General features: G+C 42.4%; 19 protein-coding genes. 13 read left to right on the top strand and 6 right to left on the bottom strand.

The window, feature by feature from the left end; all coding sequences use genetic code 11:
- Positions 1–173 precede the first annotated feature (173 nt).
- Positions 174–2,837 carry an HTH-type transcriptional regulator MalT gene (gene malT / locus Q0O89_RS07230; protein ID WP_293731026.1) on the top strand — a complete coding sequence of 888 codons (2,664 nt, stop codon included), beginning with the start codon at positions 174–176 and terminating at the stop codon, positions 2,835–2,837.
- Between the two features lie 47 nt (positions 2,838–2,884).
- Here malT and Q0O89_RS07225 read toward each other — a convergent pair whose 3' ends face one another.
- The 4 genes from Q0O89_RS07225 to malE all read right to left on the bottom strand — a co-directional run bounded on the left by Q0O89_RS07225 (position 2,885) and on the right by malE (position 8,836).
- Positions 2,885–4,939 carry an alpha-amylase gene (locus Q0O89_RS07225; protein WP_293731024.1) on the bottom strand — a complete coding sequence of 685 codons (2,055 nt, stop codon included), beginning with the start codon at positions 4,937–4,939 and terminating at the stop codon, positions 2,885–2,887.
- A 164-nt stretch (positions 4,940–5,103) separates the two neighbouring features.
- Positions 5,104–5,994, bottom strand: coding sequence for a maltose ABC transporter permease MalG (gene malG, locus Q0O89_RS07220; protein ID WP_273315527.1), 891 nt, complete (start codon positions 5,992–5,994; stop codon positions 5,104–5,106).
- 38 nt (positions 5,995–6,032) lie between these two features.
- Positions 6,033–7,562, bottom strand: a complete 1,530-nt coding sequence (gene malF / locus Q0O89_RS07215) for a maltose ABC transporter permease MalF (protein WP_273393671.1) — start codon at positions 7,560–7,562, stop codon at positions 6,033–6,035.
- 86 nt (positions 7,563–7,648) lie between these two features.
- Positions 7,649–8,836: a maltose/maltodextrin ABC transporter substrate-binding protein MalE gene (gene malE, locus Q0O89_RS07210; RefSeq protein ID WP_293731023.1), complete on the bottom strand. Its 1,188-nt coding sequence runs from the start codon at positions 8,834–8,836 to the stop codon at positions 7,649–7,651.
- A 338-nt stretch (positions 8,837–9,174) separates the two neighbouring features.
- On the opposite strand from malE, the gene malK reads away from it, so the two are divergent.
- The 7 genes from malK to nlpD all read left to right on the top strand — a co-directional run bounded on the left by malK (position 9,175) and on the right by nlpD (position 15,869).
- Positions 9,175–10,317: a maltose/maltodextrin ABC transporter ATP-binding protein MalK gene (gene malK / locus Q0O89_RS07205; RefSeq protein WP_135709054.1), complete on the top strand. Its 1,143-nt coding sequence runs from the start codon at positions 9,175–9,177 to the stop codon at positions 10,315–10,317.
- Between the two features lie 65 nt (positions 10,318–10,382).
- The gene (locus Q0O89_RS07200; RefSeq protein WP_135709055.1) at positions 10,383–11,678 is read left to right on the top strand and encodes a maltoporin; all 1,296 of its coding nucleotides are present in this window, start codon (positions 10,383–10,385) and stop codon (positions 11,676–11,678) included.
- Between the two features lie 93 nt (positions 11,679–11,771).
- Positions 11,772–12,668, top strand: a complete 897-nt coding sequence (malM, locus tag Q0O89_RS07195) for a maltose operon protein MalM (RefSeq protein WP_293731021.1) — start codon at positions 11,772–11,774, stop codon at positions 12,666–12,668.
- A gap of 253 nt (positions 12,669–12,921) precedes the next feature.
- Positions 12,922–13,662, top strand: a complete 741-nt coding sequence (gene surE, locus Q0O89_RS07190; RefSeq protein WP_293731019.1) for a 5'/3'-nucleotidase SurE — start codon at positions 12,922–12,924, stop codon at positions 13,660–13,662.
- A 184-nt stretch (positions 13,663–13,846) separates the two neighbouring features.
- Positions 13,847–14,422, top strand: coding sequence for a YqaA family protein (locus Q0O89_RS07185; protein WP_135709058.1), 576 nt, complete (start codon positions 13,847–13,849; stop codon positions 14,420–14,422).
- Positions 14,423–14,432: 10 nt separating this feature from the next.
- Entirely contained in the window at positions 14,433–14,618 is a 186-nt protein-coding gene (locus Q0O89_RS07180; protein ID WP_135709059.1) for a lipoprotein, read from the top strand.
- A 15-nt stretch (positions 14,619–14,633) separates the two neighbouring features.
- The gene (gene nlpD, locus Q0O89_RS07175) at positions 14,634–15,869 is read left to right on the top strand and encodes a murein hydrolase activator NlpD (protein WP_293731018.1); all 1,236 of its coding nucleotides are present in this window, start codon (positions 14,634–14,636) and stop codon (positions 15,867–15,869) included.
- A 72-nt stretch (positions 15,870–15,941) separates the two neighbouring features.
- Here the strand turns inward: nlpD and Q0O89_RS07170 are convergent, their stop codons facing one another.
- Positions 15,942–16,436, bottom strand: a complete 495-nt coding sequence (locus tag Q0O89_RS07170) for a YfbU family protein (protein ID WP_273384414.1) — start codon at positions 16,434–16,436, stop codon at positions 15,942–15,944.
- A gap of 9 nt (positions 16,437–16,445) precedes the next feature.
- Positions 16,446–17,198: an MlaA family lipoprotein gene (locus tag Q0O89_RS07165; RefSeq protein ID WP_293731015.1), complete on the bottom strand. Its 753-nt coding sequence runs from the start codon at positions 17,196–17,198 to the stop codon at positions 16,446–16,448.
- A 486-nt stretch (positions 17,199–17,684) separates the two neighbouring features.
- On the opposite strand from Q0O89_RS07165, the gene carA reads away from it, so the two are divergent.
- From carA to Q0O89_RS07140, 5 genes are all read left to right on the top strand, one after another.
- Positions 17,685–18,812 carry a glutamine-hydrolyzing carbamoyl-phosphate synthase small subunit gene (gene carA / locus Q0O89_RS07160; protein WP_135710734.1) on the top strand — a complete coding sequence of 376 codons (1,128 nt, stop codon included), beginning with the start codon at positions 17,685–17,687 and terminating at the stop codon, positions 18,810–18,812.
- A gap of 45 nt (positions 18,813–18,857) precedes the next feature.
- Positions 18,858–22,064, top strand: a complete 3,207-nt coding sequence (gene carB / locus Q0O89_RS07155) for a carbamoyl-phosphate synthase large subunit (protein ID WP_293731014.1) — start codon at positions 18,858–18,860, stop codon at positions 22,062–22,064.
- 230 nt (positions 22,065–22,294) lie between these two features.
- A complete protein-coding gene (locus Q0O89_RS07150) occupies positions 22,295–22,831 on the top strand; it encodes a PepSY domain-containing protein (RefSeq protein ID WP_293731013.1) in 537 nt (178 codons plus the stop codon).
- A gap of 263 nt (positions 22,832–23,094) precedes the next feature.
- Entirely contained in the window at positions 23,095–23,772 is a 678-nt protein-coding gene (locus Q0O89_RS07145; RefSeq protein ID WP_273395127.1) for a response regulator transcription factor, read from the top strand.
- Positions 23,765–25,111, top strand: coding sequence for an ATP-binding protein (locus Q0O89_RS07140; RefSeq protein ID WP_293731012.1), 1,347 nt, complete (start codon positions 23,765–23,767; stop codon positions 25,109–25,111). The genes Q0O89_RS07145 and Q0O89_RS07140 overlap by 8 nt, the downstream gene beginning before the upstream one ends.
- The last annotated feature ends 325 nt before the right edge of the window (positions 25,112–25,436 follow it).

Genomic DNA, 25,436 nt, shown 5'->3' with positions numbered 1-25,436 from the left:
TGGGCAAAAAATAAGCTCCGCCGCAGCCTTTTATTGAAAGATAAACAGACCCTAGCCTCATGAACGCATCTTTATATATTTAAATAAAATCATCTTTGTTATAATTTCGTGAGTATGAGATCTAAGATGTAATTACGCCTCTTTGGGGGGTAGATGTAGGAGAATTAATCATTATGCTCATCCCTTCTAAGTTTCATTATCCTGAGCATTCCAAAAAGAATGTGCTTCGTTTAGCTGTTGTGGCACGATTAAATCAAAGTAGACATTATCCTTTAACCTTAATTCAAGCTCCGGCAGGCTATGGGAAAACCACAGCGGTATCCCAATGGGCAGTCCAACAACCCCATTTATGTTGGCTTTCTCTTGATAAACAAGATGATAACCCGGACACTTTTTTTCAATATTTTTATACCGCCATTACACGCGCCAGTGGTCAAACAGATTTGCCTTTGTCTCACGCCAAGTATGATTTTTTTCAGCGCATGAATGAGTTCCTCATTCATGTTTCTACAGTAGAAACAGCGTTTACGGTGGTCTTGGACAATTTTCACTACATTACACATCCTGAAATCCAACAGGCACTAAAATATTGGCTTGCTCACCAGCCGGAAACCATGTCATTAATACTTTTAACTCGGCAAGAGCCCGCCTTAGGCATTGCGTCATTGCGTGTCAAAGAGAGGGTATTAGAAGTGGGGGTGAATGCACTTGCCTTTACTAAAAACGAAAGTCTCGAGTTTATTCATCAACGCTTGTCTCAAGATATTTCAGATAAAACTATTGCAGCATTTCATCAATTTGTATCAGGCTGGCCGACTGCGCTTTGTTTAGCTCGCATTTCGCTCACAGCCGCCCAAACCAAAGAGTTGGTATTAAATTCAAGTTATCTTAATGATTATTTATTAGATGAAGTTTGGGGAGATTTAAGTGAGAGCGAACAACATTTTCTTTTGCATTGTGGGCTGTTGCGCCAATTAGATGAAAGTGTGTTATCCACCTTGCTTGCAGATGCCGGTATTCATCAAAAACTGTCACAATGTGAGAAAAAAGGTGTTTTCCTGCAGCAATCGGATTTAGGCAAGTGGCAATTTCATACGCAGTTTCATGCCTTTCTGCGTGAACAAAGTGCGGTGAAATTAGGGGATGATTTTGAGGCCTTACATCAGCAATTAGCGGAAATTTGGTTGCAGCGTTATGTATTGACAGAAGCAACTTACCATGCGCTTCAGCTAAAAAATAATGAAACTTTATTAAAAATTCTAGAAATCCATGGTTGGACGTTATTCCATCAAGGTGAGTTAACTTTGTTAGAACAAGGGCTAAGGAAGCTCAATGAGGCGGTGTTAAAAGAGAATATTGAGTTAGTGCTATTGCAAGCTTGGGTTATTCAAAGTCAACATCGTCATACGGAAGTGATGCCAATTTTAAACAATATTTCCACCGCAGTTTCGGCAAAAACCTTGTCATTGTCTGTTGAACAGCAAGCAGAATTGGATGTTTTACGGGCGCAAGTGGTGATGAACGATGGTGATGATAAGCTGGCATTTACGCTGGCGGATAATGCGCTCAAAAATCTTTCACCGAAGAGTTATTACGCTCAAATCGTGGCCATGTCGCTGTTGGCCGAGTCGCAACATTGCCAAGGGCAATTAGCGGATGCCTTAGTGCATTTCCAACAAACAGAAAAAATGGCACGTCAATATCATACTTATCAGCATATTTTATGGCCGTTGTTGCAACAATCAGAAATTCTACTGGCTCAAGGTTTTCTGCAAGCGGCGTTTGATAATTTAGAGAAAGCGGAAATTTTTGTGCATGAAAATCACTTGGAAAAAGTGCCTATGTATGAGTTTGTGTTACGTTTGAAAGGGAAAATCGCTTGGGAATGGTATGAGCTTGAAAAAGTAGAGCAGGTAGCTAATGCGGGTATGGCGGTGTTAACGAAAGTGGAAGACCGCCTTCAATGTCTCGCCTTGCTTTGCAAAAATTCATTGGTTCGTGGAGATCTGGATAATGCTCAACGTCAGTTAAAAGATATAGTGGCGTTGCAAAGTATGCATAATTATCATCCTGATTGGTTAGGGGCGGCGAATGAAGCACAATTATTAATGTGGCAAATGCGTGATAGTAAAGAACTGGCGCAAAACTGGGTTATTCAGGAGAATCCACCGAGTTCGGATAAAAACCATTTTAGCCAATTGCAATGGCGAAACTTAGCACGTGCTTATCTCTTAATTAATGATTTTGAGAAAGCCAAATCCATTCTTGATCGATTGATTGACACGGCTCGGGCAATCAGCTTAACCAGCGATTTAAATCGTGCATTGATTTTACGTAATCGTCTTTATTTTCTGCAAAATGAGAAAGTTTTGGCTCAAAAGGATTTATTGGAGGCGTTAAAATTAACGCGACAAACGAATTTTATCAGTGCTTTTGTGGTGGAAGGGGAAGTGATGGCGCAACAAATTCGCCATTTATTACAACTGAATGTGTTAGATGAAATTGTGTTACATAAAGCACAATTTATTTTGAAACACATCAATCAATTTTACCGTCATAAATTTGCCCATTTTGATGAAGAATTTGTGGCGAAATTATTAAGTGATACTAAAGTCCCTGAATTATTAAAAATCAGCCCATTAACGCAACGCGAATGGCAAGTATTAGGTTTGATTTATTCAGGTTACAGTAACGATCAAATTGCCGAAGAATTACAAGTTGCAGCGACAACCATTAAAACCCATATTCGTAATTTATATCAAAAAATTGGCGTGCCGACGCGTCAAGAGGCGATTAATTACACCAGAGAATTATTGAATTTAATGGGGTATCATTAGATAGAATAGGGGCAAAGCATCTTTGCCCCTTATTTATATCTCGAATATTAATTTCCGCCCCAAACCACAAATACTTTATCATCGCCTAAAGTGCGGCTAAAAGCGTAATAGTTTGAGGTTGAGCGATCTTGGTGTTCGCCGGCACCAATGGCTTGATGACGTTGGCGGAATTGCGCCACTTTTTGCCAATGCTGTTGCAAGGCTTGTTTTTCCGCATTGGTTTGCAACTCATTCCAGTTCATATCGGAACGCGTGCCTTGTACCGCATCGGATCCTGTGGCACCAAATTCACGTCCGCTTTCATCGCCATAATAAATTTGAACCGCCCCTGACGCCAACAGCAACAAATCTGCCGCGGTTTTTTGTTTGGTTAAATTTTGTTGGCTGTCGGAATGGAAAAATAACCGCGTATCGTGGGATGAAAGATAGCTTAACACATTGAAATCTTTTAATTTATGATTCATTTCACCATAAACAGGTTCGATATTGGCAAAGCAATCTAAGGCGTTTTTCGCTTGATCTTGGAAATCAAAATTAATCATGGCGTCAAAACCATTTTGGTAATAATCGCTTTTGAATACGCCATGTCCCCAAGCTTCGCCTGTCATCCAAAACGGATCGCCAAAACTTTCTTTCGGGTTGGCTTGTTGCCATTGGGTTAAGGCTTGTTGCGATGCTTGTTTTAACGCCAACCAAGTGGATTTTTCTACGTGTTTGGCCGTATCCACACGGAAACCGTCCACGCCATATTTGCGCACCCAATCCGATAACCACGTAATCAAGTAATCGCGCACTTTGGCATTAGGCAAGTCTTTGGCATTGGTGTCTTTATGTTGGAAAAATGCCGGTAATTTCACCGCACTTTCGCTCTCGGTTTTCAAATCAGGCAAAGCCGAAAGGGACATTTGTAAATCATCAAATTTCGGGCTGTCGTAATCGCCCATATCCGCACGTACCCAATCTTTGCCCCACCAACTTTGCCACGCTTTCGCGTCACCAAATTTGATGAAATCATTGAAGCTATGCCAGTTTTGTCCTGATTTTGGCGTCCAATTTGTCCATTTTTCCCCAAGCTCCGTCTTCATTTCTTCCGGTTTGAGATAAAAACCCCCGAACTTAAATTCTTGCATATCCGCCAATGTGGCATAGCCCGTATGGTTCATCACAATATCAAATAACACACGGATACCGCGTTGATGCGCTTGCTGAATCAAGTTTTTCAAATCTGCTTCCGTGCCCATATTGGCATCCACTTTGGTCCAATCTAAATGGTAGTAGCCGTGATAACCGTAATGGGGAAAATCGCCTTTATTACCGCCGCCCACCCAGCCGTGGATTTGTTCCAATGGCGAGCTAATCCAAAGTACATTAACGCCCAATTGTTGCAAGTAATCTAATTTTGCCGTTAAGCCTTTTAAATCACCACCGTGGAATGTGCCGATTTCTTGCATACCGTCTTTGTGACGACCATAACTATTGTCATTGCTTGGATCGCCGTTGTTAAAACGGTCGGTTAACACAAAATACACCGTGGCATTTTTCCAATCAAAAACCGCATTATTTTTCACCGCACTTTTCTCTAATAGCAATAAACCGTTTGCGTTTTCCGCCGGCATAAAAGTCACTTTGCCATTTTTTACCGTAGCGGTTTTTCCCGAGTAAAAATCGCGCACCGTTTCGCCATCGGCAAAGGTGGATGACACATCAATTTCAATGGGTTGCTTATTCCAAACAGGGCATTGTTTCACCGCGGTTTTATTTTCTTCTTGCGCTTGTTCCACGCTAATTCTCAGCGTTGGCGTACCGCTACGCATATCAATTTGCGCAAGATAATTGCCGTTGCGGAATAGGCGTAGTTGCGGAATGTCCGCGGAACAAGGAACAAGAGAGGTGGTTTGATTGAGCTTAATTGCATTTTGCGGTTGGTAACATTGATTATTGAAGGTGAATTTTAACGGATAGCTGCCTTTATCTAATTGGCGTTGAGATTGGAACAAATTGCTTTCGGTTTCGTTAAAATTATTAAATTCATGATGTTGCCAAGATTGCCCAAAGGCACTACCGGCGCAAAATAAACTGAGATAAAGAATGGATTTTTTCATGAGATGAATCCTGTGTGATGAAGACTAGTTGTAGATACTGTAGGGGCGAAACATCTTTCGCCCCTACAATTTTATGAATATTCAGGGCAAAAAATGTTTTGCCCCTACGCCCAAATTCTACGATTTTGGGGCAAATATGATTTGCCCCTACGGTAACAGCATTATTAACCCTTCACACCACCGGCCGTTAATCCACCGATTAACCAACGTTGTGCCAGTAAGAACACAAGGGTAATTGGAATGGCGGATAACACTGCCGCTGCGGCGAAGTCGCCCCAGAGATAGTTTTGTGGGTAGAGATATTGTTGCATACCTACCGCAAGGGTGTAGCTGTCCACATCGCGTAATAACAAGGATGCCACAGGGACTTCCGTAATTGCCGCGATAAAGGAAAGGATGAACACCACCGCTAAAATTGGCACAGAAAGTGGTAATAAAATTAAGCGGAAAGCTTGCCAAGGTGTTGCGCCGTCAAGGGCTGCCGCTTCTTCTAAGGAACCATCGATGGTTTCAAAATACCCTTTAATGGTCCAAACATGTAGAGCGATACCGCCTAAATAAGCGAAGATCACACCGCCGTGGGTATTTAAACCTAAGAACGGAATATATTGACCTAAGCGATCAAATAAGGCATATAACGCCACTAATGAAAGCACCGCAGGGAACATTTGGAAAATTAACATCCCTTGCAAAATAGTCTTTTTGCCTTTGAATTTCATCCGCGCAAAGGCATAAGCACAGGTGGTTGATAAGGTCACGATACCCACAGATGTAATAGTCGCCACTTTAATCGAGTTCCACAACCACGTTAACACAGGGAACGGCGGCGGTGTGACCGTGCCGTCCGGATGTGTGACATCAAAACCTAACGCTGCTTGCCAGTGTTCCCAAGAAATTTGGCTTGGGATAATTTCACCGATAGCCAGGTTGCCGGGGCGTAAAGAAATACCAATGACCATTAACAACGGAAAAATAATCAATGATAGAAACGCGATTAAAATTAAATGGGTTGCCCATACTTTATAACGCATAGATTTAGATTGAACAATCGCCATATAAACTCCTTAAAACTCAAGGTTTAATTCAATAATTCTTATAATTCCATTTTGGTCGCTTTGATATTTAACAAGGCTAAACCACCTACCAACAAGAAGATGATGGTTGCAATGGCTGCGGCTAAACCGAAGTCTTGTGAACCACCGCCCTCAAAAGCGATACGGTAAGTGTAGCTCACTAACAAGTCGGTATAACCTGCCGGTGTGGTTGTGCCGATCATATCCGGGCGACCGTTGGTTAATAATTGAATTAACACGAAGTTGTTAAAGTTAAATGCAAAAGACGCAATCATTAATGGTGTTAATGGTTTTAACAATAATGGGAACGTAATTTTGCTGAAGTTTTGCCATGTTGATGCACCGTCCATTGCAGAGGCTTCATAAAGATCCGCCGGAATGGCTTTGAGCAAGCCCATACATAAAATCATCATATATGGATAACCCAACCAAGTATTGACGATTAAAATCATCACTTTCGCAAGGAACGGATCGTTAAACCATTCAGGGCTAATACCAAATAAATGGTTTAAAATCATATTGATTTCACCAAAGCTTTGGTTAAATAACCCTTTGAAAATCAAGATAGAAATGAATGACGGCACCGCATAAGGTAAGATTAATAATAAACGGTAAACCGCGCGACCTTTTAAAGCTTCCCATTGTACTAAGCAAGCTAAAATCATGCCTAAAATTACGGTGAACACCACAGTTAATAACGAGAAAACCACCGTCCAAATAAAGATTTGAATAAAAGGTTTTTGAATCCCTTCATCGGTAAAGATTTTCACGAAGTTATGGAAACCGGTTGTCACCGTATAACCCGGTTCTAAGGTTTCAGATAACCATTCGCCTGAGGCATTAACCGCTTGGAAGAAACCAATGTCATCATTAGCGCGATAGGTTTTGCCGTTTTCGTTATTGGTTAACAGTTTGCTTTCCGCATCAAAACTATAACGGGCTTTTTGTTCAGAGAATTGACGTAAAGAACTCATGGTCAATTCATTGTTATTTGGCAGAATGACTTTCATTGCCTGAAGTGCGGCGCGATTTTGTGTAATGACTTTAAGTGGCGCGACTTCGCTTTCCGGTGCCGCTTGTTCCGTGACTGCCACATCTTTGGCATTTAAAGCGATATTCTCTGAAACAAAGGTTTGTGCTGTGGCGGAATTCGTTAAGGCAATTTTATATTGACCATCCGCTTGCGGATAAAGTTTAAAGTCATATTTATCGCCCGCAAAATAGCGTTGTTCTGTAAGCACAGAAACCGCACGGTCAAAGGCTAATTGGTTTGAACCGCTGTAATTGGTAAAGGCGATAGCAATGGTTGCCACTAACGGGAACAGAATGAAAATCGTCATCCCCATAATACCCGGGTAAACATAACGCCAAGCATAAACTTTTTTGCTGCTAAAAATGTAGATACCCGAAGTTAAAATGATTAAGGTTAGAAGGGCAAAAAGGTATTCGCCTTGAGAGTAGATTAAAAAGACAAAATAGAAGTCAATAAATAGAATCAGACTGACTAATGCTTTTTTGAGCCAACTGAGTTGATGTGATTGTGCAGACATAAAAACACCTCGAATTTAAACCGCGCTTTAGGGGTGATTTTGTATTTGTAGGATGAGCAAAAGTACCCATCCTACGAATTTATATTTTATTGTTTTTGGATACGCGCACGTGCGTCATCTAAGGCTTCTTTCACCGTTTGACGACCGGTTACCGCATTGTTAATCGCTGATTTTTCAGCATACCAGAAAGCGGTCATTTGAGGGATATTCGGCATAATTTCCCCTTTTTGTGCATTTTCCATGGTTGCCGCAATGCGAGAGTCTTTCGCTAATACTTCTTGATAAGATTTTAATGCCACCGCGCCCAAAGGTTTATCTTTGTTGACAGCATCTAAACCTTCGTTAGTTAATAGATAGTTTTCTAAGAACTCTTTGGCTAAGTCTTTATTTGGGCTGGCTGAGTTAATCCCCGCACTTAATACGCCTACAAACGGTTTAGACGCTTGACCGTTCAAAGTTGGTAATACCGCTACGCCGTAATCGATACCGCTTTTCTCAATATTGCCCCAAGACCAAGGACCATTAATGGTTAATGCGGTTTGACCTTTATTGAATGAGGCTTCCGCAATCGCGTAGTCCATATCCGCGCTGATATTTTTGTTTTTCACCATATCAACAACGAATTGAAGTGCTTTGGTAGAACCTTCATTGTTCACACCAATATCGTTAACGTCATATTTACCGTTGGCAAATTTAAAGGCGTAACCACCGTTAGATGCCACCACCGGCCATGTGAAGTATGGTTCAGAAAGGTTCCACATAATGGCGTTTTTACCTTCTTTTTTGAGTTTTTTATCTAACTCAAGAATTTCTTCCCATGTTTTTGGTGGGTTTGGTGTGAGTTTTTTGTTGTAAATTAATGAAATTGCTTCAATCGCTACCGGATAACCAATCACTTTACCGTTATAGGTTTCCGCATCCCAAGCGAAATCCACGAATTTGTCTTTAAATTCTTTGCTCGGAGTCACTTCCGTTAATAAACCTGATTGTGCATAGCCACCAAAACGGTCGTGTGCCCAGAAAATTACATCAGGGCCGTCACCTGTTGACGCCACTTGGGCAAATTTTTCTTCTAAACGATCCGGGTGTTCCACTAAAACTTGAACGCCGGTGTCTTTCTCAAATTTTTTACCCACTTCCGCTAAGCCGTTATAGCCTTTGTCGCCGTTAATCCAAATAACCAGTTTACCTTCTGTCATTTTTGCCATTACAGAAGTAGATAAAACAGCGGCTGCCACTGCAGTTAATGTTAAAGTAAGAATTTTCTTTTTCATAATTGACTCCTAGTCAGACAGAATAAAATTGGGTTCATTATGATGAATAATAAACCATTGTTATCATCCCCCTTTCTACGCCCCCACGCCAATAAATTTGAATTAGATCGCATTTTTGCGGGTATGACGGAAAAAGTGTGATCTGCGTCACAAAATTTAGCGATTAAAATGTGACCTAGATCACAAAAATGCCGATTAAAAATAGAAAATATTTTTTGGGAGCGAAAAAAGCTTCAATTTGTTTCAGCCTAAGATTTTTTTGTAGAGGATGATTTTTTCCTGTCTCAAAAGGGTCATCATTCAGCAAAAATTGTGTTCCAGTAATTAGAGGTTCAATTATGGCAGATGTCGTTTTACGTAATGTTGGTAAGTCTTACGGTGATGTGCATATTACAAAAGGCGTTAACCTTGATATTAAAGAAGGCGAATTCGTGGTTTTTGTCGGCCCGTCCGGCTGTGGTAAATCAACCTTGTTAAGAATGATTGCAGGGCTTGAAGATATTACCGCAGGTGAGCTTCATATCGGTGAAAAATTAATGAATGACATCGAGCCGTCTAAACGTGGTATCGGTATGGTGTTCCAATCCTACGCCCTTTATCCGCATTTAGACGTAGCAGAAAACATGTCTTTTGGACTTAAATTAGCCGGCGTAAGCAAAGCAGAGCGCGATCAACGTGTAAACGAAGTGGCGGAAATTTTACAACTTGCCCACTTATTAGACCGCAAACCAAAAGCCTTATCAGGCGGTCAACGTCAACGTGTTGCCATTGGTCGTACGCTGGTTTCTCAACCTGAAGTTTTCTTACTTGACGAACCCCTTTCAAACCTTGATGCCGCCTTACGTGTGCAAATGCGTGTGGAAATCTCAAAATTACACAAAAAATTAGGTCGTACTATGATTTACGTGACCCACGACCAAATTGAAGCCATGACCTTGGCGGATAAAATCGTGGTGCTTCAACCGCTTGGCAACGACCCAACTATTACGACCAACGTAGCACAAGTGGGCAAACCATTAGAGCTTTACCACTACCCGGCAAATCGTTTCGTTGCGGGCTTTATCGGTTCGCCAAAAATGAATTTCTTACCGGTCAAAGTGGTGGCGGTAGAAAAAGAAAGAGTGAAAATCGAATTACCCGATGCAAATCATCATAATTTCTGGATCCCTGTGGTGGGGGATGGCGTGCATGTGGGGCAAATTTTATCCTTAGGGATTCGCCCAGAGCATTTGGTTCCTGCAGATCAAGCGCCGGTTTCCTTACACGGTATTGTGAAAATTGTGGAAGTGTTAGGGAACGAAACCCAAATTCACTTAGAAATTCCGGAAATCAAAAAACCGTCTCTCGTTTATCGTTGTAGCGACATTATGTTAGCGCAAGAAAATGACGAAATGGACATCGGTATCGTGCCGGAACGTTGCCACCTATTTAAAGAAGATGGAACGGCTTGTCAACGCTTACACAAGGAAAAAGGCGTTTAATTTCAAAGGCGTTAAATCTTTTTGATATAACCTAAGAAAATTGAATACTCAAAGTGAGGTCTATTATGAACAGCAAAAAAACTCTTCTAGCACTTGCTATCGGTTCAGCAATGTTTGCTACAAGCGCAGCAGCGGTTGATTTCCACGGTTACGCCCGTTCAGGTATTGGCTGGACATCAGGTGGTGGTGAGCAAATGGCTCTTCAAGCAAATGGTGCACCTAAAAAATACCGTTTAGGTAACGAAACTGAAACCTATGCAGAATTTAAATTAGGTCAAGAGCTTTACAAAGATGGTAACCAATCTATTTATTTAGATACCAACTTAGCTTACTCGGTTGATCAACAAGTTGACTGGGAATCAACAAGCCCGGCATTACGTGAAATTAATGTTCAATTTAAAAACTTTGCCGAAGGGGTATTACCGGGGGCTACATTATGGGCAGGTAAACGTTTCTACCAACGTCATGACGCACATATGCTTGACTACTACTACTGGGATATTTCAGGTCCTGGTGCAGGGGTTGAAGGTATTGATTTAGGCTTTGGTAAATTATCTCTTGCAGTAACACGTAATACTGAAGCTGGTGGTACAGTAAACTACGGTAAAGATAAAGTTTACTACATTGATCCGAAAGACGGTCAAATCAAAGACAAAATCGAAGAACGTAAAGCTAATGTTTATAACGATGTATTCGATATTCGTTTAGCTGAATTAAATGTCAATCCAAATGGTAAATTAGAAATTGGTTTTGACTACGGTAACGCACACACTCAAAACGGTTATGAATTTGAGCCAAATGCAAGTAAAAACGGTTATATGATTACATTGGAACACACTCAAGGCGAGTTCTTCGGTGGTTTCAATAAATTTGTAGCACAATATGCAACTGACTCAATGACTTCATGGAATTCAGGTCACTCTCAAGGTTCAAAAGTGGATAACAATGGTCATATGTTACGTTTTATTGACCATGGTGTTGTTCAATTTAGTCCAAAAGTAGAGATGATGTACACATTACTCTATGAAAAAACAGATTTAGATAACAAACAAGGTAAAACTTGGTACTCAGCAGGTATCCGCCCAATGTATAAATGGAATAAAACCATGAGCACATTGTTTGAAGTGGGCTACGACCGCGTTAAAGACCAAGCAACAGGTAAGAAAAACGACCTAGCGAAAGTGACCCTTGCACAACAATGGCAAGCCGGCGACAGCATTTGGGCGCGCCCTGCTATCCGTGTATTCGGTACTTACGGACACTGGAACGACAAATTTAACATCACAGACCGCACAAATGCAGGTTACAAAGCAAAAGATGCTGAATTTGTAGCTGGTGTACAATTTGAAGCTTGGTGGTAATCATCCACAGATGATCTCACCAAAGGGACAGGGATTATCCCTGTCCTTATTCCCATATAACCCAAATAAAACCCTTTAATCCCCGAGGTTAATATGAAAAAAGCATTATTTTCGACCGCACTTTTGTTAACTAATATGTTTGTTGTTTTACCGAGTATGGCAAATAGTTCTGTCGGTACACCCGTTCATATTAACTCAACAGAATTAGCGCAAGTTCAATGGCAAGATATCGCCTTTGACCAAACCTTAAAAACCACGTTAACAGAGCAACAAAAACAAGCCTTTACCAACTCATTTGCCGGCGTTGCCAGCCCAGTGGCAGCCTATCGTATCCCGGCAAACCAAGGCACCGTGGAAATTGAAATCGAAAGCCCGGTATTAGAAGACCACGTTTTTGTCCCAACGGCAGTGGTTTTAGATAGCCAATTTAATGTGGCAGCCACGTACCCTTCTAGCGAATTTAAATTTAAAGAAGAAGGCGGCTTTAAAGGCAACCGCTTTGTTGCCGACTTAAATCTCACCCCGGCGGCAGGACAAGATTATTTATATTTATTGGTTTACACCACACAACAAGATTTAGCCAAAACCACCATGGTGCCGCACCCTGCGAAAGTGTATGCGAAAGCCACAGGCAAACAACCGCCCGCCATTAACGATATTGAAGTCAAACACAGCTTAAACGGTGAAATTAGCTTAAATGTAAGCAATTCTAACGGCACAAAATTTATCGGTTTACCGAGCGCGGTTTTCACCGGCAATAAACCAAGCAAACAAGTGGGCGCCACACAACCTGTTGCCCCACAAGCAACTCAAGCCCAAGCGGTTACTACCGCCGTGGACAAAGACACAGAAGCGTATTTCAATCAAGCTGTCACCAAAGCGTTAAAAGCGAACGATGTCAATAAAGCATTAAATTTAGTGAACGAAGCAGAAAAATTAGGCTTAAAATCCCCACGCCAAATTTTCTTAAAACAGGTTTCATCTAAATAAACATTCATAATCGCTACTTATTGTTTTTTTCGATGTGATTTTGCCACTAGGAAACTAGTGGCTTTTTTATCGCGGGCAGTCAAGGATTATGGTTGTAGGGGCAAAACATTTTTTGCCCCAAAATCATCGGCAATATCGGGGCGAAAAATATTTCGCCCGTACAGCCACATCAAAAAATCCCATGTAAAAAATAGCACAACCCAACAAAATCCTTTACACTTAAACGCAAGCAAATCCAAAAAAGGTCTTAAAGATGAATATATTACTTTCTAATGATGACGGTTATCATGCCGAAGGCATTCAAATTCTGGCGCGCGAATTGCGGAAATTTGCGGATGTGATTATTGTTGCGCCCGATCGCAATCGCAGTGCCGCGTCTAATTCTTTAACGTTGATTGAACCCTTGCGCCCACGCCAATTGGACAATGGGGATTATTGTATCAATGGTACGCCGGCGGATTGTGTGCATTTGGCATTGAACGGTTTTTTAACGGGGAAAATTGATTTAGTGGTGTCGGGGATTAATGCCGGCGCCAATTTAGGCGATGATACCCTTTATTCAGGCACGGTAGCAGCCGCGTTTGAAGGGCGTTATTTAGGATTGCCTGCGGTGGCGGTGTCCCTTGATGGTCGTCAACATTATGAAAGTGCGGCGAAAATTGTGTGTGATTTAATTCCACGCTTGCACGGCGAGCTGTTAAATTCACGGGAAATTATCAATATTAATGTGCCTGATTTGCCTTATGAAGACATCAAAGGGATTAAAATTTGCCGTTTGGGAAACCGCACTTCTGCCGCAGAAATTATTAAACAACAGGATCCACGTGGTGAAAATATTTATTGGATTGGACCACCGGGATTGCCTGAGGATGCCGGCGCGGGAACGGATTTTGATGCCGTGAAAAACGGCTATATTTCCATTACCCCAATTCAAGCGGATTTAACGGCGCACCGTTCAATTCAATCTTTACAAAATTGGTTAGAAAGTGAATAATAATGCGTTTTTTCGGTATTATGTAACCCTTGTACAAAGCTGAAATGGCGGTTGGTGAGCTTGTCGAACCATAAGCTATTTCAGCGTTTGTTGCACAAGACTTACGTTTCGACAGGCTCAACGACCGTCTTGTGCTACTGCTACGTAATATCGCGTTTGTTTTTACTTGATAAAGAGATTTCTAATGAAAATTTTTGGTGCGATGTACGATAAAACCATGGAATGGTCAAAACACCGTTTAGCGGCGTTTTGGTTGAGTTTTGTGAGTTTTATTGAAGCCATTTTCTTCCCGATTCCGCCTGATGTGATGTTAATTCCAATGTCGATGTCAAAGCCACAAAGTGCGGTGAAATTTGCCTTATTTACCACGGTAGCTTCTGTGTTGGGTGGTATGATTGGTTATGCTATCGGTTATTATGCGTTTGATTTTGTGCAAGAATATATTATTAAGTTAGGTTATCAAGCCCATTGGGATACGGCGATTTCTTGGTTTAAGCAATGGGGCGTGTTAGTGGTATTTGTGGCAGGCTTCTCGCCGATTCCTTATAAGGTTTTCACCATTGCGGCGGGGGTGATGCAAATGGCGTTTCTTCCGTTTGTGGCAACCGCCTTTGTTTCGCGTGCTGCGCGCTTTTTGTTGGTGGCAAAATTAGCCGCTTGGGGTGGCGAAAAATTTGCCGCAAAACTTCGCCGTTCTATCGAAGTGATTGGTTGGTCAGTGGTTGTGCTAGCCGTGATTGCTTATTTAATTTTACGTTAAAGGATATAAGATGAAAAAATTTGCTTTTTTGTTGTCTATAACGGCTGTGTTGGCAGCTTGTTCTTCGCCAAAACCTGTTGATCCGGATGCGTTGCCTGATGGCATTATGCAACCTGTGGATGGTACCGGCGCGGTGGAAGGCGGTGGTTTTATGCCTGAAGTGGAACAAAGCAGTATGCCTGCAAATATGAAATAAATGAGAGAGCGCAGAATGAAAAAGACATTTTTATTATTACCTATTGCAGCGGCGATATTAGCCGGCTGTACATCATCATCGCCGGCCCCTGTTGATAGCGTGGATGGAACTTTATCACCACAACCGATCCAACCTATTGAGAGCACAGGTGGAAGTGCTTGGGAACCACAGGTTCAGCAAAGTGCTATGCCGGCGGGCATGAATGCCCCGGTGGTGAATCAGCCTATTGCCAACCAAGTAGGTACTATGGCACCGGCGGTTAATCCACAACCGCAGTTTAACCAACAAATTAATACTCAACCGACTACGACTACAAAAACCGTATGTAAAACCGTTCAAAAAACCAAACCGGCGGCGGGAAATCAAAGTCAAAATGTGAACATTCCACGTAATGCGCAAACCAACGCGCCGGATTACAGCAAAATTGACAAAGGCTTTTATAAAGGGAATGAATATACGGTGAAAAAAGGCGATACCATGTTCTTAATCGCCTATATTGCGGGTATTGATGTAAAAGAATTGGCTACCTTAAACGGTATGAAAGAGCCTTATAACTTAAAAGTGGGTCAGACTTTGAAAGTGTCCAATGGGGCGGCAGCAAGCACCACGACAACGGAACAAGTGTGTAATGAAGTGACGGTACCTGTTGAACCGCAAGTAACCTATACGCAAGCCGCAAATGGCACGCAATATGGTTCGGATGGCACGGTAACAGGCCCGGTTAAAGCGGCGGCAGGCTCTGCCTCTGCGGTAACCAATACCGTTTCAACCGGTGTGAAAGCCGGTGTTGGCACAGCAGCGACAACCGCCGGTGTTGTGGCGGCAGCGGGTTCGCCAAGCTATTCAAGTTCCACAAGCCAAACGACTGCGCCGGCATCCGGCATTAATTGGCAATGGCCAACAACAGGTAAAGTGGTACAAGGCTTCTCAAATTCAGACGGCGGTAATAAAGGGATTGATATCGCAGGGTCAAAAGGTCAAGCGGTTTACGCTGCGGCACCCGGTCGTGTGGTTTATGCCGGTAACGCCTTACGCGGTTATGGTAATTTAATCATCATTAAACATGATGATGATTTCTTGAGTGCTTATGCGCACAACGACAGCATTTCTGTCAGCGATCAGCAACAAGTTAGCGCAGGTCAACAAATTGCGAAATTAGGTAGCTCAGGCACAACCAGCAATAAACTCCACTTTGAGATTCGCTACAAAGGGAAATCTGTGGATCCAACGCGTTATTTACCACGCCGTTAATGTGAAGAGATTGTCATAGATAAAAATAAAGTGCGGTCAAAAAAGTTGAAAATTTTGACCGCACTTTGTTATTTAGGCATTAAGAATATTTTGAATTTCTTGCATACTTAAATGGTAAGCATGTGGGCACGCATGCCATACATCAAGCATTTTGATATATTTATCCCACATTGGGGTTTGTGAGTCGCAACCATGTTCGCATTGCATAAATTCTTGGTATTTGCCTTCTACCCCTGAAATAAAGCGAAGGTAGTTGAGGTATTTTTTCTCGCGCACGGCACAGTAACCCGCGAACATTAAGCGGTGTGGGGTTACCCCTGATTTATCTGCCAAATTGTTGTATGAAACATGTAATGCTTTATACATTTCTAGGGTATCTAATACCGTTTGGCAATCTTGCTCGCTGATTTCACTAAAATCTTGGCTAAGCTCTTTCAATTCACGGTCAAATCCGCCTTTGACGATCATTTCTGCTCTGGTGTATTTTTTCTCATTAGCAGGATCAAGTAAGCCAAGTAATTTATATTGGTTCGCTAAAATTAAGCGTTGAATGGTGGTCATTTCCATAAAAGTCTCCTAATCAATACTGTTTAAATCTTCTTGTGAAAGCCCGGTTTCTTCTTTTACTTTGATTTTACCGTCTGTTGCACGGTATTCGAGATTTTGGTAGAAGGCTTCACGGAATGTAATATATGGGTCGCTAGATTGTTCTAAGAACACTTCTTTACCTATCGCTTTGGCGCGCTTATCAATCGTTTGCACACCATATTTTGCCATAGACCAAGGCAATCCTGCCCAATCCCAGAACGGATATACGTAAGCGGCATCAACGATGGTTCCTGTTAAATCGCGTGTCGTGGTGGCATTATAAATAGGAAAGACAAAATAGGTCCCCGCTTCAACGCCATAACTGCCGAGGGTATCGCCGAATGTGCGTTTCCCTTCGATTTTTAGCGGATCGCTGTAACTTGCCCAGTCAATGAATCCCCCTAAACCAAAGGTAGAGTTAATAATAAAGCGGTTTAAATGCACCATGGCTTTTTTCCCTTCGCCTTCCAATAAGCGGTTAACAAAGCTCACCGGTTCGTCAAGGTTATTGGCAACATTGGATAAGCCTGTGGTTAATGGGCTTGGTAAGGCGTTCCAGCCTTTTGCGACAGGTTTTAACATATAAGGATCTAAAACTTTATAGTTTAAATCCCACATGGTGCGGTTAAATCCTTCTAACGGATCACTGCGCTCCCCCGTCACAGGATCGATGGTGCCTGCACATCCTGTTAGTGTTGCCGTAGCAAGAAGTGCGGTCGCCAAAAGGGTCGTTTTTTTCATAAATAGCTAATCCCAAAAGTGATAAGAATAGTTTGCATTGTAAATGACTTAGTCTAAATCTACAAAAGAAATCTTTTCTCTCAGGTTTGGTATCAGTTTTCTTGAATAAAATGAATTTTTATGCAAAAATTTCGAATAAATAATCATTAATCACATGTAATATCGCTTGAATGAAAGGCGTTAGTCCTTTAGAATACGCAAGTTTAACAAACGGTTGCGTAATGGATTAAATTGCCGTTGGTTTTATAGATAATCAAAGCAATATTCTACTGTTATCGCTCAAGGCGGTCGTTGAGCTTGTCGAAACGTTAGCCTTGTGCAAAAACGCTGAAATGCCTTATGATTCGACAAGCTCACCAACCGTCATTTCAGCTTGATAGGATTGTTGCATAAAACTAATCAAAAGCACGGTGAAATTTTTACGAAATCGTGGTTAATGAGCATTTGTAAGTGCTCGACCAACATCAACATATCTAGGAGTATTTTATGTCTGAACCTGCAATTCTCGTTCTTGCGGACGGCAGTGTTTTCCATGGCACATCAATTGGTGCTACAGGCCACACGATTGGCGAAGTGGTATTTAATACCTCAATGACCGGTTATCAAGAAATCCTAACGGATCCTTCCTATTTTCGCCAAATCGTTACGTTAACTTATCCCCACATTGGTAACACAGGAACCAATCTCGAAGATTTAGAAAGCGATGGTGTTTATGCCGCAGGGTTAATTATTCGTGATCTGCCAAAACTTCATAGCAATTTCCGTTCTAATCAAAGCCTTTCTGAGTATTTAAAAGAAAATAATGTTGTCGCCATTGCGGATATTGATACACGCCGTTTAACCCGTATTTTGCGTGATAAAGGGGCGCAAGCAGGTTGTATTATGACAGGCAATATTGATGAGAAAAAAGCGTTAGAGTTAGCTTTAAGTTTTGGTTCAATGGCGGGCAAAGATTTAGCACAAGAAGTGACCACCAAAGAAACCTATCAATGGACTCAAGGCGAATGGCAATTAGGCAAAGGTTATGTAGAAACCACTGCGCCTGAGTTTAATATCGTGGCTTATGACTTTGGCGTGAAACGCAATATTTTACGCATGTTGGCTCAACGTGGTTGTCATATTACCGTTGTTCCTGCTAAAACACCGGCAAAAGAGGTCTTAGCCTTAAATCCGGATGGTATTTTCCTTTCTAACGGCCCGGGCGATCCAGAGCCTTGCGATTATGCGATTAACGCTATCAAAGACATTTTGGCTACCAAGAAACCGGTTTTCGGCATTTGTTTAGGTCACCAACTTTTAGGCTTAGCCAGTGGCGGTAAAACCAAAAAAATGGCATTTGGTCACCACGGTGCAAACCACCCTGTACAAGATTTGAATACACAACAGGTGATGATTACCAGCCAAAACCACGGTTTTGAAGTGGATGAAAATAGCTTGCCGGCGAATGTGCGTGTGACCCATCGTTCATTATTCGATAATTCAGTACAGGGTATTGAATTAACAGACCAAGTGGCTTATTCCTTCCAAGGTCACCCGGAAGCCAGCCCAGGTCCGCACGATGTGGCGTATTTGTTCGACAAATTTATCGAAGCAATGCGTGCTGCTAAAGCGTAAAAAAGTGCGGTTAAAATTAAACGAATTTTGAAAGAGATATAGAAAATGCCAAAACGTACAGACATAAAAACCATCCTTATTATTGGCGCAGGTCCGATTGTCATTGGTCAGGCTTGTGAATTTGACTATTCCGGCGCGCAGGCGTGTAAAGCCTTGCGTGAAGAAGGGTATAAAGTGGTGTTGGTAAACTCTAACCCGGCGACCATTATGACCGACCCGAATATGGCGGATGTCACTTACATTGAGCCAATTCAATGGCAAACCGTAGAAAAAATCATTGAGAAAGAACGCCCGGATGCGATTTTACCGACCATGGGCGGTCAAACTGCATTAAACTGTGCTTTAGATTTATCCAAAAATGGCGTGTTGAAAAAATACAATGTGGAATTAATCGGTGCCACAGAAGATGCCATTGATAAAGCAGAAGATCGTGGTCGCTTTAAAGACGCGATGGAAAAAATCGGTTTAAGCACACCAAAATCTTTCGTTTGTCATACCTTCGAAGAAGCCTGGAAAGCGCAAGAAGAAGTAGGCTTCCCAACTTTAATTCGTCCGTCCTTTACCATGGGCGGTTCAGGCGGTGGTATCGCTTATAACCGCGATGAATTCCAAGCGATCTGCGAACGGGGTTTTGACGCTTCACCCACCCACGAATTATTAATCGAGCAATCGGTTTTAGGTTGGAAAGAATATGAAATGGAAGTGGTGCGCGATAAAGCGGACAACTGCATTATCGTGTGTTCTATCGAAAACTTCGACCCAATGGGCGTGCATACGGGCGACAGTATTACCGTTGCGCCGGCGCAAACCTTAACGGATAAAGAATATCAAATTATGCGTAACGCTTCTTTGGCGGTGTTACGTGAAATTGGTGTGGACACCGGCGGTTCAAACGTACAGTTTGCCATTAACCCGGCCAATGGCGAGATGATCGTGATTGAAATGAACCCGCGCGTGAGCCGTTCGTCTGCTCTTGCCTCAAAAGCAACAGGTTTCCCAATTGCGAAAGTAGCGGCTAAATTAGCGGTCGGCTATACCTTAAACGAATTGCGCAACGATATTACAGGCGGCTTAATCCCGGCGTCATTCGAGCCGTCTATTGACTATGTGGTTACCAAAGTGCCACGTTTTGCCTTTGAAAAATTCCCACAAGCGGACGACCGTTTAACCACGCAAATGAAATCCGTGGGCGAAGTGATGGCAATGGGACGTACCTTCCAAGAATCTTTGCAAAAAGCGTTACGCGGCTTAGAAACCGGTATTTGTGGTTTTAATTTGCTTTCGGAAGAACCGGAAAAAATTCGAGCGGAATTAGGTAACCCGGGCCCAAACCGTATTCTTTATGTCGCGGATGCCTTTGGTGCCGGTTTCAGCCTTGATGAAGTGCATCATTATTCAAAAATTGATCCTTGGTTCTTAATTCAAATTCAAGAATTGGTGTTGGAAGAATTAGCCTTAGAAAAACGTAGTTTTGCCGATTTAGACCGTGCGGAATTACGCCGTTTAAAACGCAAAGGCTTCTCTGATAAACGTATTGCGCAGCTCACTAAAGTGACTGAAGATCAAGTGCGGGCAAAACGCCACGAGTTAAATTTACACCCTGTGTATAAACGCGTGGATACCTGTGCGGGTGAATTTAAATCTGATACCGCGTATTTATATTCGACTTATGAAGAAGAATGTGAAGCCAACCCGACAGATCGTAAAAAAGTCATGATCTTAGGGGGCGGTCCGAACCGTATCGGTCAAGGGATTGAGTTCGACTATTGCTGTGTACACGCAGCATTGGCGTTACGCGAAAGTGGTTTTGAGACCATTATGGTGAACTGCAACCCTGAAACGGTTTCTACGGACTTTGATACCTCTGATCGTTTATATTTTGAACCATTAACCTTAGAAGACGTATTGGAAATTATCCACACCGAACAACCTTGGGGTGTGATTGTTCACTATGGTGGTCAAACCCCATTAAAATTAGCGAACGCATTACATGCGAACGGTGTGAATATCATCGGGACATCCGCAGACAGCATTGATGCCGCGGAAGACCGTGAACGCTTCCAAAAAATCTTACAAGATTTAGGTTTAAAACAACCAAATAACCGCACTGCGCGTAATGCAGAAGAAGCAGTGAAATTAGCGGAAGAAGTGGGCTATCCGTTGGTGGTGCGTCCGTCTTATGTATTAGGCGGTCGCGCAATGCAAATCGTTTACAATGTGGACGAACTCAACAAATATATGCGTGAGGCGGTGTCGGTTTCTAATGACAGCCCAATTTTATTGGATCACTTCTTAAACAACGCTATTGAAGTGGACGTGGATTGTATTTGTGACGGTGAGCAAGTGGTGATTGGCGGTATTATGCAACATATCGAACAAGCCGGTATCCACTCAGGCGACTCAGCGTGCTCATTGCCGCCATATTCATTATCAAAAGAGATTCAAGATGAAATCCGCCGTCAAACTACGGCGATGGCGTACGCCTTGAATGTCGTGGGATTAATGAACGTACAATTTGCGGTACAAAATAACGTGGTTTATGTATTAGAAGTTAACCCACGTGCAAGCCGTACTGTGCCGTTTGTGAGTAAAGCCACCGGCCAACCGTTAGCGAAAATCGCGGCACGTGTTATGGCTGGCATTAGCTTAAAAGAGCAAGGCGTTCAAGGTGAAGTCATTCCTAAATACTTCAACGTGAAAGAAGCGGTATTCCCATTCATTAAATTCCCGGGCGTAGATACCATTTTAGGGCCGGAAATGCGCTCTACAGGTGAAGTGATGGGCGTGGGCAGAACCTTCTCGGAAGCCTTCTTGAAAGCACAATTAGGCGCAAACGAACGTATTCCAAAAACAGGCAAAGTGTTCTTATCGGTAGATAACGCAGATAAATTACGCTTATTGCCTGTGGCGCGCGCCTTACAAGAACAAGGTTACGGCTTATGTGCCACGATGGGAACGGCGAAATTCTTGCGTGAGAATGGTGTTGCCACACAAATCGTGAACAAAGTGCGCGAAGGTCGTCCAAATATCGTGGATGCGATTAAAAATGGTGAAATTGCCATGGTAATTAACACCACAGGCAGCTTACCTGAATCAGTTGCCGATAGCCATTCTATCCGCCGCAGCGCATTGCAACAACGCGTTTTCCTACAAACCACCATGGCAGCCGCCGAAGCCCTTGCCGAAGGGGTGAAAAGTATTGATGGCTGCGATGTGTATTCGGTTCAAGCGTTACACGCGCAATTGCCGTAATGTAACACGGCTGTAGGGGCGAAACATCTTTCGCCCTGATTTATCATGATTATTTTGGGGGCGAAAAATATTTCGCCCCTACAACATTATTTAGGTTTGTCATCAGTCCAGATAAAAAATTTATTTTTCCTAATTTTTCCCTTTTATGATACACACATCGAAAGGCAAGTGCCGGACGATAATTGAGATGATTATTTTAATTAGGAAACAAACTTAAATAAGGAGACGTTATGTCAAAAGGTAAAAAAGTATTATCAGCATTATTAGCTTCAGCGATTTTAATTGGTGGTGCAAGTGCTTATGCAAGCAGCAACCCGGAAAAACAAGCCGCATTTGAACAGGCCACAGTCAGCGCAGCGCAAGCAGTTCAAGCGGCAACAGCCAAAGTGGCGGGTAAAGCAACTGAAGTTGATTTTAACTTTAAAAATGGTTCAAGCTATTACAAAGTCGATGTAGTTCAAGATAATCAAAGCAATGGCGAAAAACATGAAATCGTAGTGGATGCGAAAACAGGTGAAATTTTAGCGGATAATGTAAAAACGAAACATCACAAAAAAGATAAAGTTCGTCCGGAAGCCAAAGTCACACTTGAGCAAGCCATGGACATTGCAACACAACAGGCTGGCGGAAAAATCAAAGACGTAGAGCTTGACCGCGAACACAATAGTCTTCGTTATGAAGTTGAAAGCATCAAAGACGGTAAAACCTATAAAACTGTGATTGATGCCAATAGCGGCAATGTAATCCAATCCGGTATTGATTACTAATTAGAAAAAACCAGCATTATGTAGCCATAATACAAAGCTGAAATGACGGTTGGTGAGCTTGTCGAACTACGGTTGGTGAGCTTGTCGAACCATAAGACATTTCAGCGGTTACACAAGACTTACGTTTCGACAAGCTCAACGAACGTCTTGTGTTGGCTCTAAATAATATGGAATACAACCGCACTTTTGAGCTGAATATCAAAGTGCGGTTGTTTTTTGTGATATATTGCCTACCGAAGGATTCCGCGGAAAAAGGAAAGAAAATGCGTATTTTATTGGTTGAAGATGACAGAATGATTGCTGACGCGGTGTCAGCCAATTTAAAAGACAGTCATTATGCGGTGGATTGGGTGAATAACGGTAAAACCGCCGAAGAAGCTTTGCTGAGTCAATCTTATGATTTGGTGTTGTTGGATTTGGGCTTGCCCGGGCAGGATGGCTTAAAAGTTTTGGCGCATATTCGTCAAAAGAAAAATAACACGCCGGTGCTGATTGTGACGGCGCGAGATGATTTGGAGAGCCGCTTGTCGGGCTTAGACGGTGGCGCGGACGATTATATAGTGAAGCCCTTTGATATGGCAGAGTTGCAAGCGAGAATGCGCGCGATTTTGCGCCGTCAAGGTGGACAAAGTTCGCCCAAATTGACCAACGGCACGATTACGTTAGATCCCACAACCTATCTGGTGGAAATCGCCGGGCAAGATACGCCTATCACCTTGAGTAACAAAGAATTTTCGGTGTTGCAAGCGTTAATCAGCCGTGCCGGCATGATCCTTTCCCGCGCGGATTTGGAAGATAAAATCTACGCTTGGGGTGAAGAAGTGGAAAGCAATGCTATCGACTTTTTAATTCATGGTTTGCGCAAAAAAATCGGCAAAGAACAGATTAAAAATGTCCGTGGCGTGGGCTGGATGATGCCAAAAGGAAATTCTCATGTTTAAATCCATTAAAACCAAATTGATGGTGAGTTTAGTGTTATCTACCGCCATGACCAGTGTGATTGCGGCAGGGATTGCTTTTTATGACACCTATCGCGAAACCTACAAACAACAAGACCGCACTTTAAAACGCATTGCCAGTTATATTACATCCCCTGATGAATTATTGAGCGGTTTTCGCGAAGGGGATGATAACCGCATTGCGGTTTATTGGCTGGCAAATAATCAACCCCATCCGCATTTTCAGTTACCCACAAATTTAGATCGTGAATATTATAATTTTGTGCAACATAAAAAGACATTTAAACTCTCGCCTAATCAAAATCCGCGTAATATTTTTACGAATTTATGGTATGACGAAGAAACTTACCGTGGTTATTTGCAACAGAGAGAAAACGGAATTCTCGCCATTTTGCAAGAAAATGAATATCGGGAAGAATTGGCTGAACATTCTGCGTGGGCAAGTTTAATGCCTTTGTCCGTCTTATTGCCGTTAATTATCGTGTTAACCTTTTGGGGGGTTAAACGCACGATGAAACCTGTGGAGCGTTTGCCAAACAGTTTGGGTGAACGAAATGCCCAGGATTTAACCCCCTTGCCCCTTGATCAAGTACCTGCGGAAATCACGGGGTTTGTGCAAGCCATTAATCAACTATTGGGGCGAACCGAAGCCTTTGTGGAGCAACAAAAACGCTTTATTGCGGATGCCGCACACGAATTACGCAGCCCAATGACCGCACTTTCCTTACAAGCAGAACGCTTAAATCATCAAGCCATGCCTGCAGAAGCGAAAGCACAAGTGCAACAATTAAATCAAGGTATTCGCCGTAGCCGCGATTTATTAGAACAGCTGTTATCCTTAGCGCGCAGCCAAAATAAAGATCAAAAATACCAAAGCCATTTGAATTTACACAGCATTTTCAGCCGTGTTATCGAAGATCTTTATCCTTTAGCAGAACAAAAAGCGCAGGATATTGGCGTGGTTTCCGAAGGTTCACCAACCATTTATGGTAATGAAACGGACTTTTATTTATTGATTAAAACCCTTGTGGATAACGCCATTCGTTACACACCCACAGGCTCGCAAATCGACTTAAGTGCGGTGGAAAAAGGCGATGTTTTGGAAATCTTTGTGGAAGATAATGGTCAAGGCATCCCGGCGGAAGAACGCGCGCGCGTGTTAGAACCTTTTTATCGCATTTTAGGTTCCGATCAACAGGGTTCAGGCTTAGGCTTAGCCATTGCCCATCAAATTGTGCAAAATTATCGCGGTGAAATTCAATTATTAGACAGCCCACATTTTGCGAGTGGATTGATGATTAAAATGAGATTTAAAAAATAAATTAATCCCCAATTTTAGAATGTTGGGCAACCCTATACGAGCCGTATAGGGTTACTTAATCTGAGCCGCGCTGCGGCTCTTTTTTCAGCCCCGGCGGGGCTGGGCTTAAGGAACCTGGCACGGCTCGTGCCAGGTCTTTTTGAAAAATCTCCCATCCCTAATTCTTCGCTAATTTTTCCTATTCATAATGACACCATGGAAACAATTCAATGGTGTTTTTTATAGGAGAAATCAAATGATCAAACGTATTTTAACTCAAGCTCAACAAGTTCTTATCCTTTTAGTAGCGACAGTGTTATTTATTGGCATTTTCAGCGTCAATCTT

It is taken from the genome of uncultured Actinobacillus sp., assembly GCF_945915845.1.
Lineage (GTDB): Bacteria > Pseudomonadota > Gammaproteobacteria > Enterobacterales > Pasteurellaceae > Exercitatus.
This window is presented reverse-complemented; position numbering and strand designations above follow the sequence as displayed.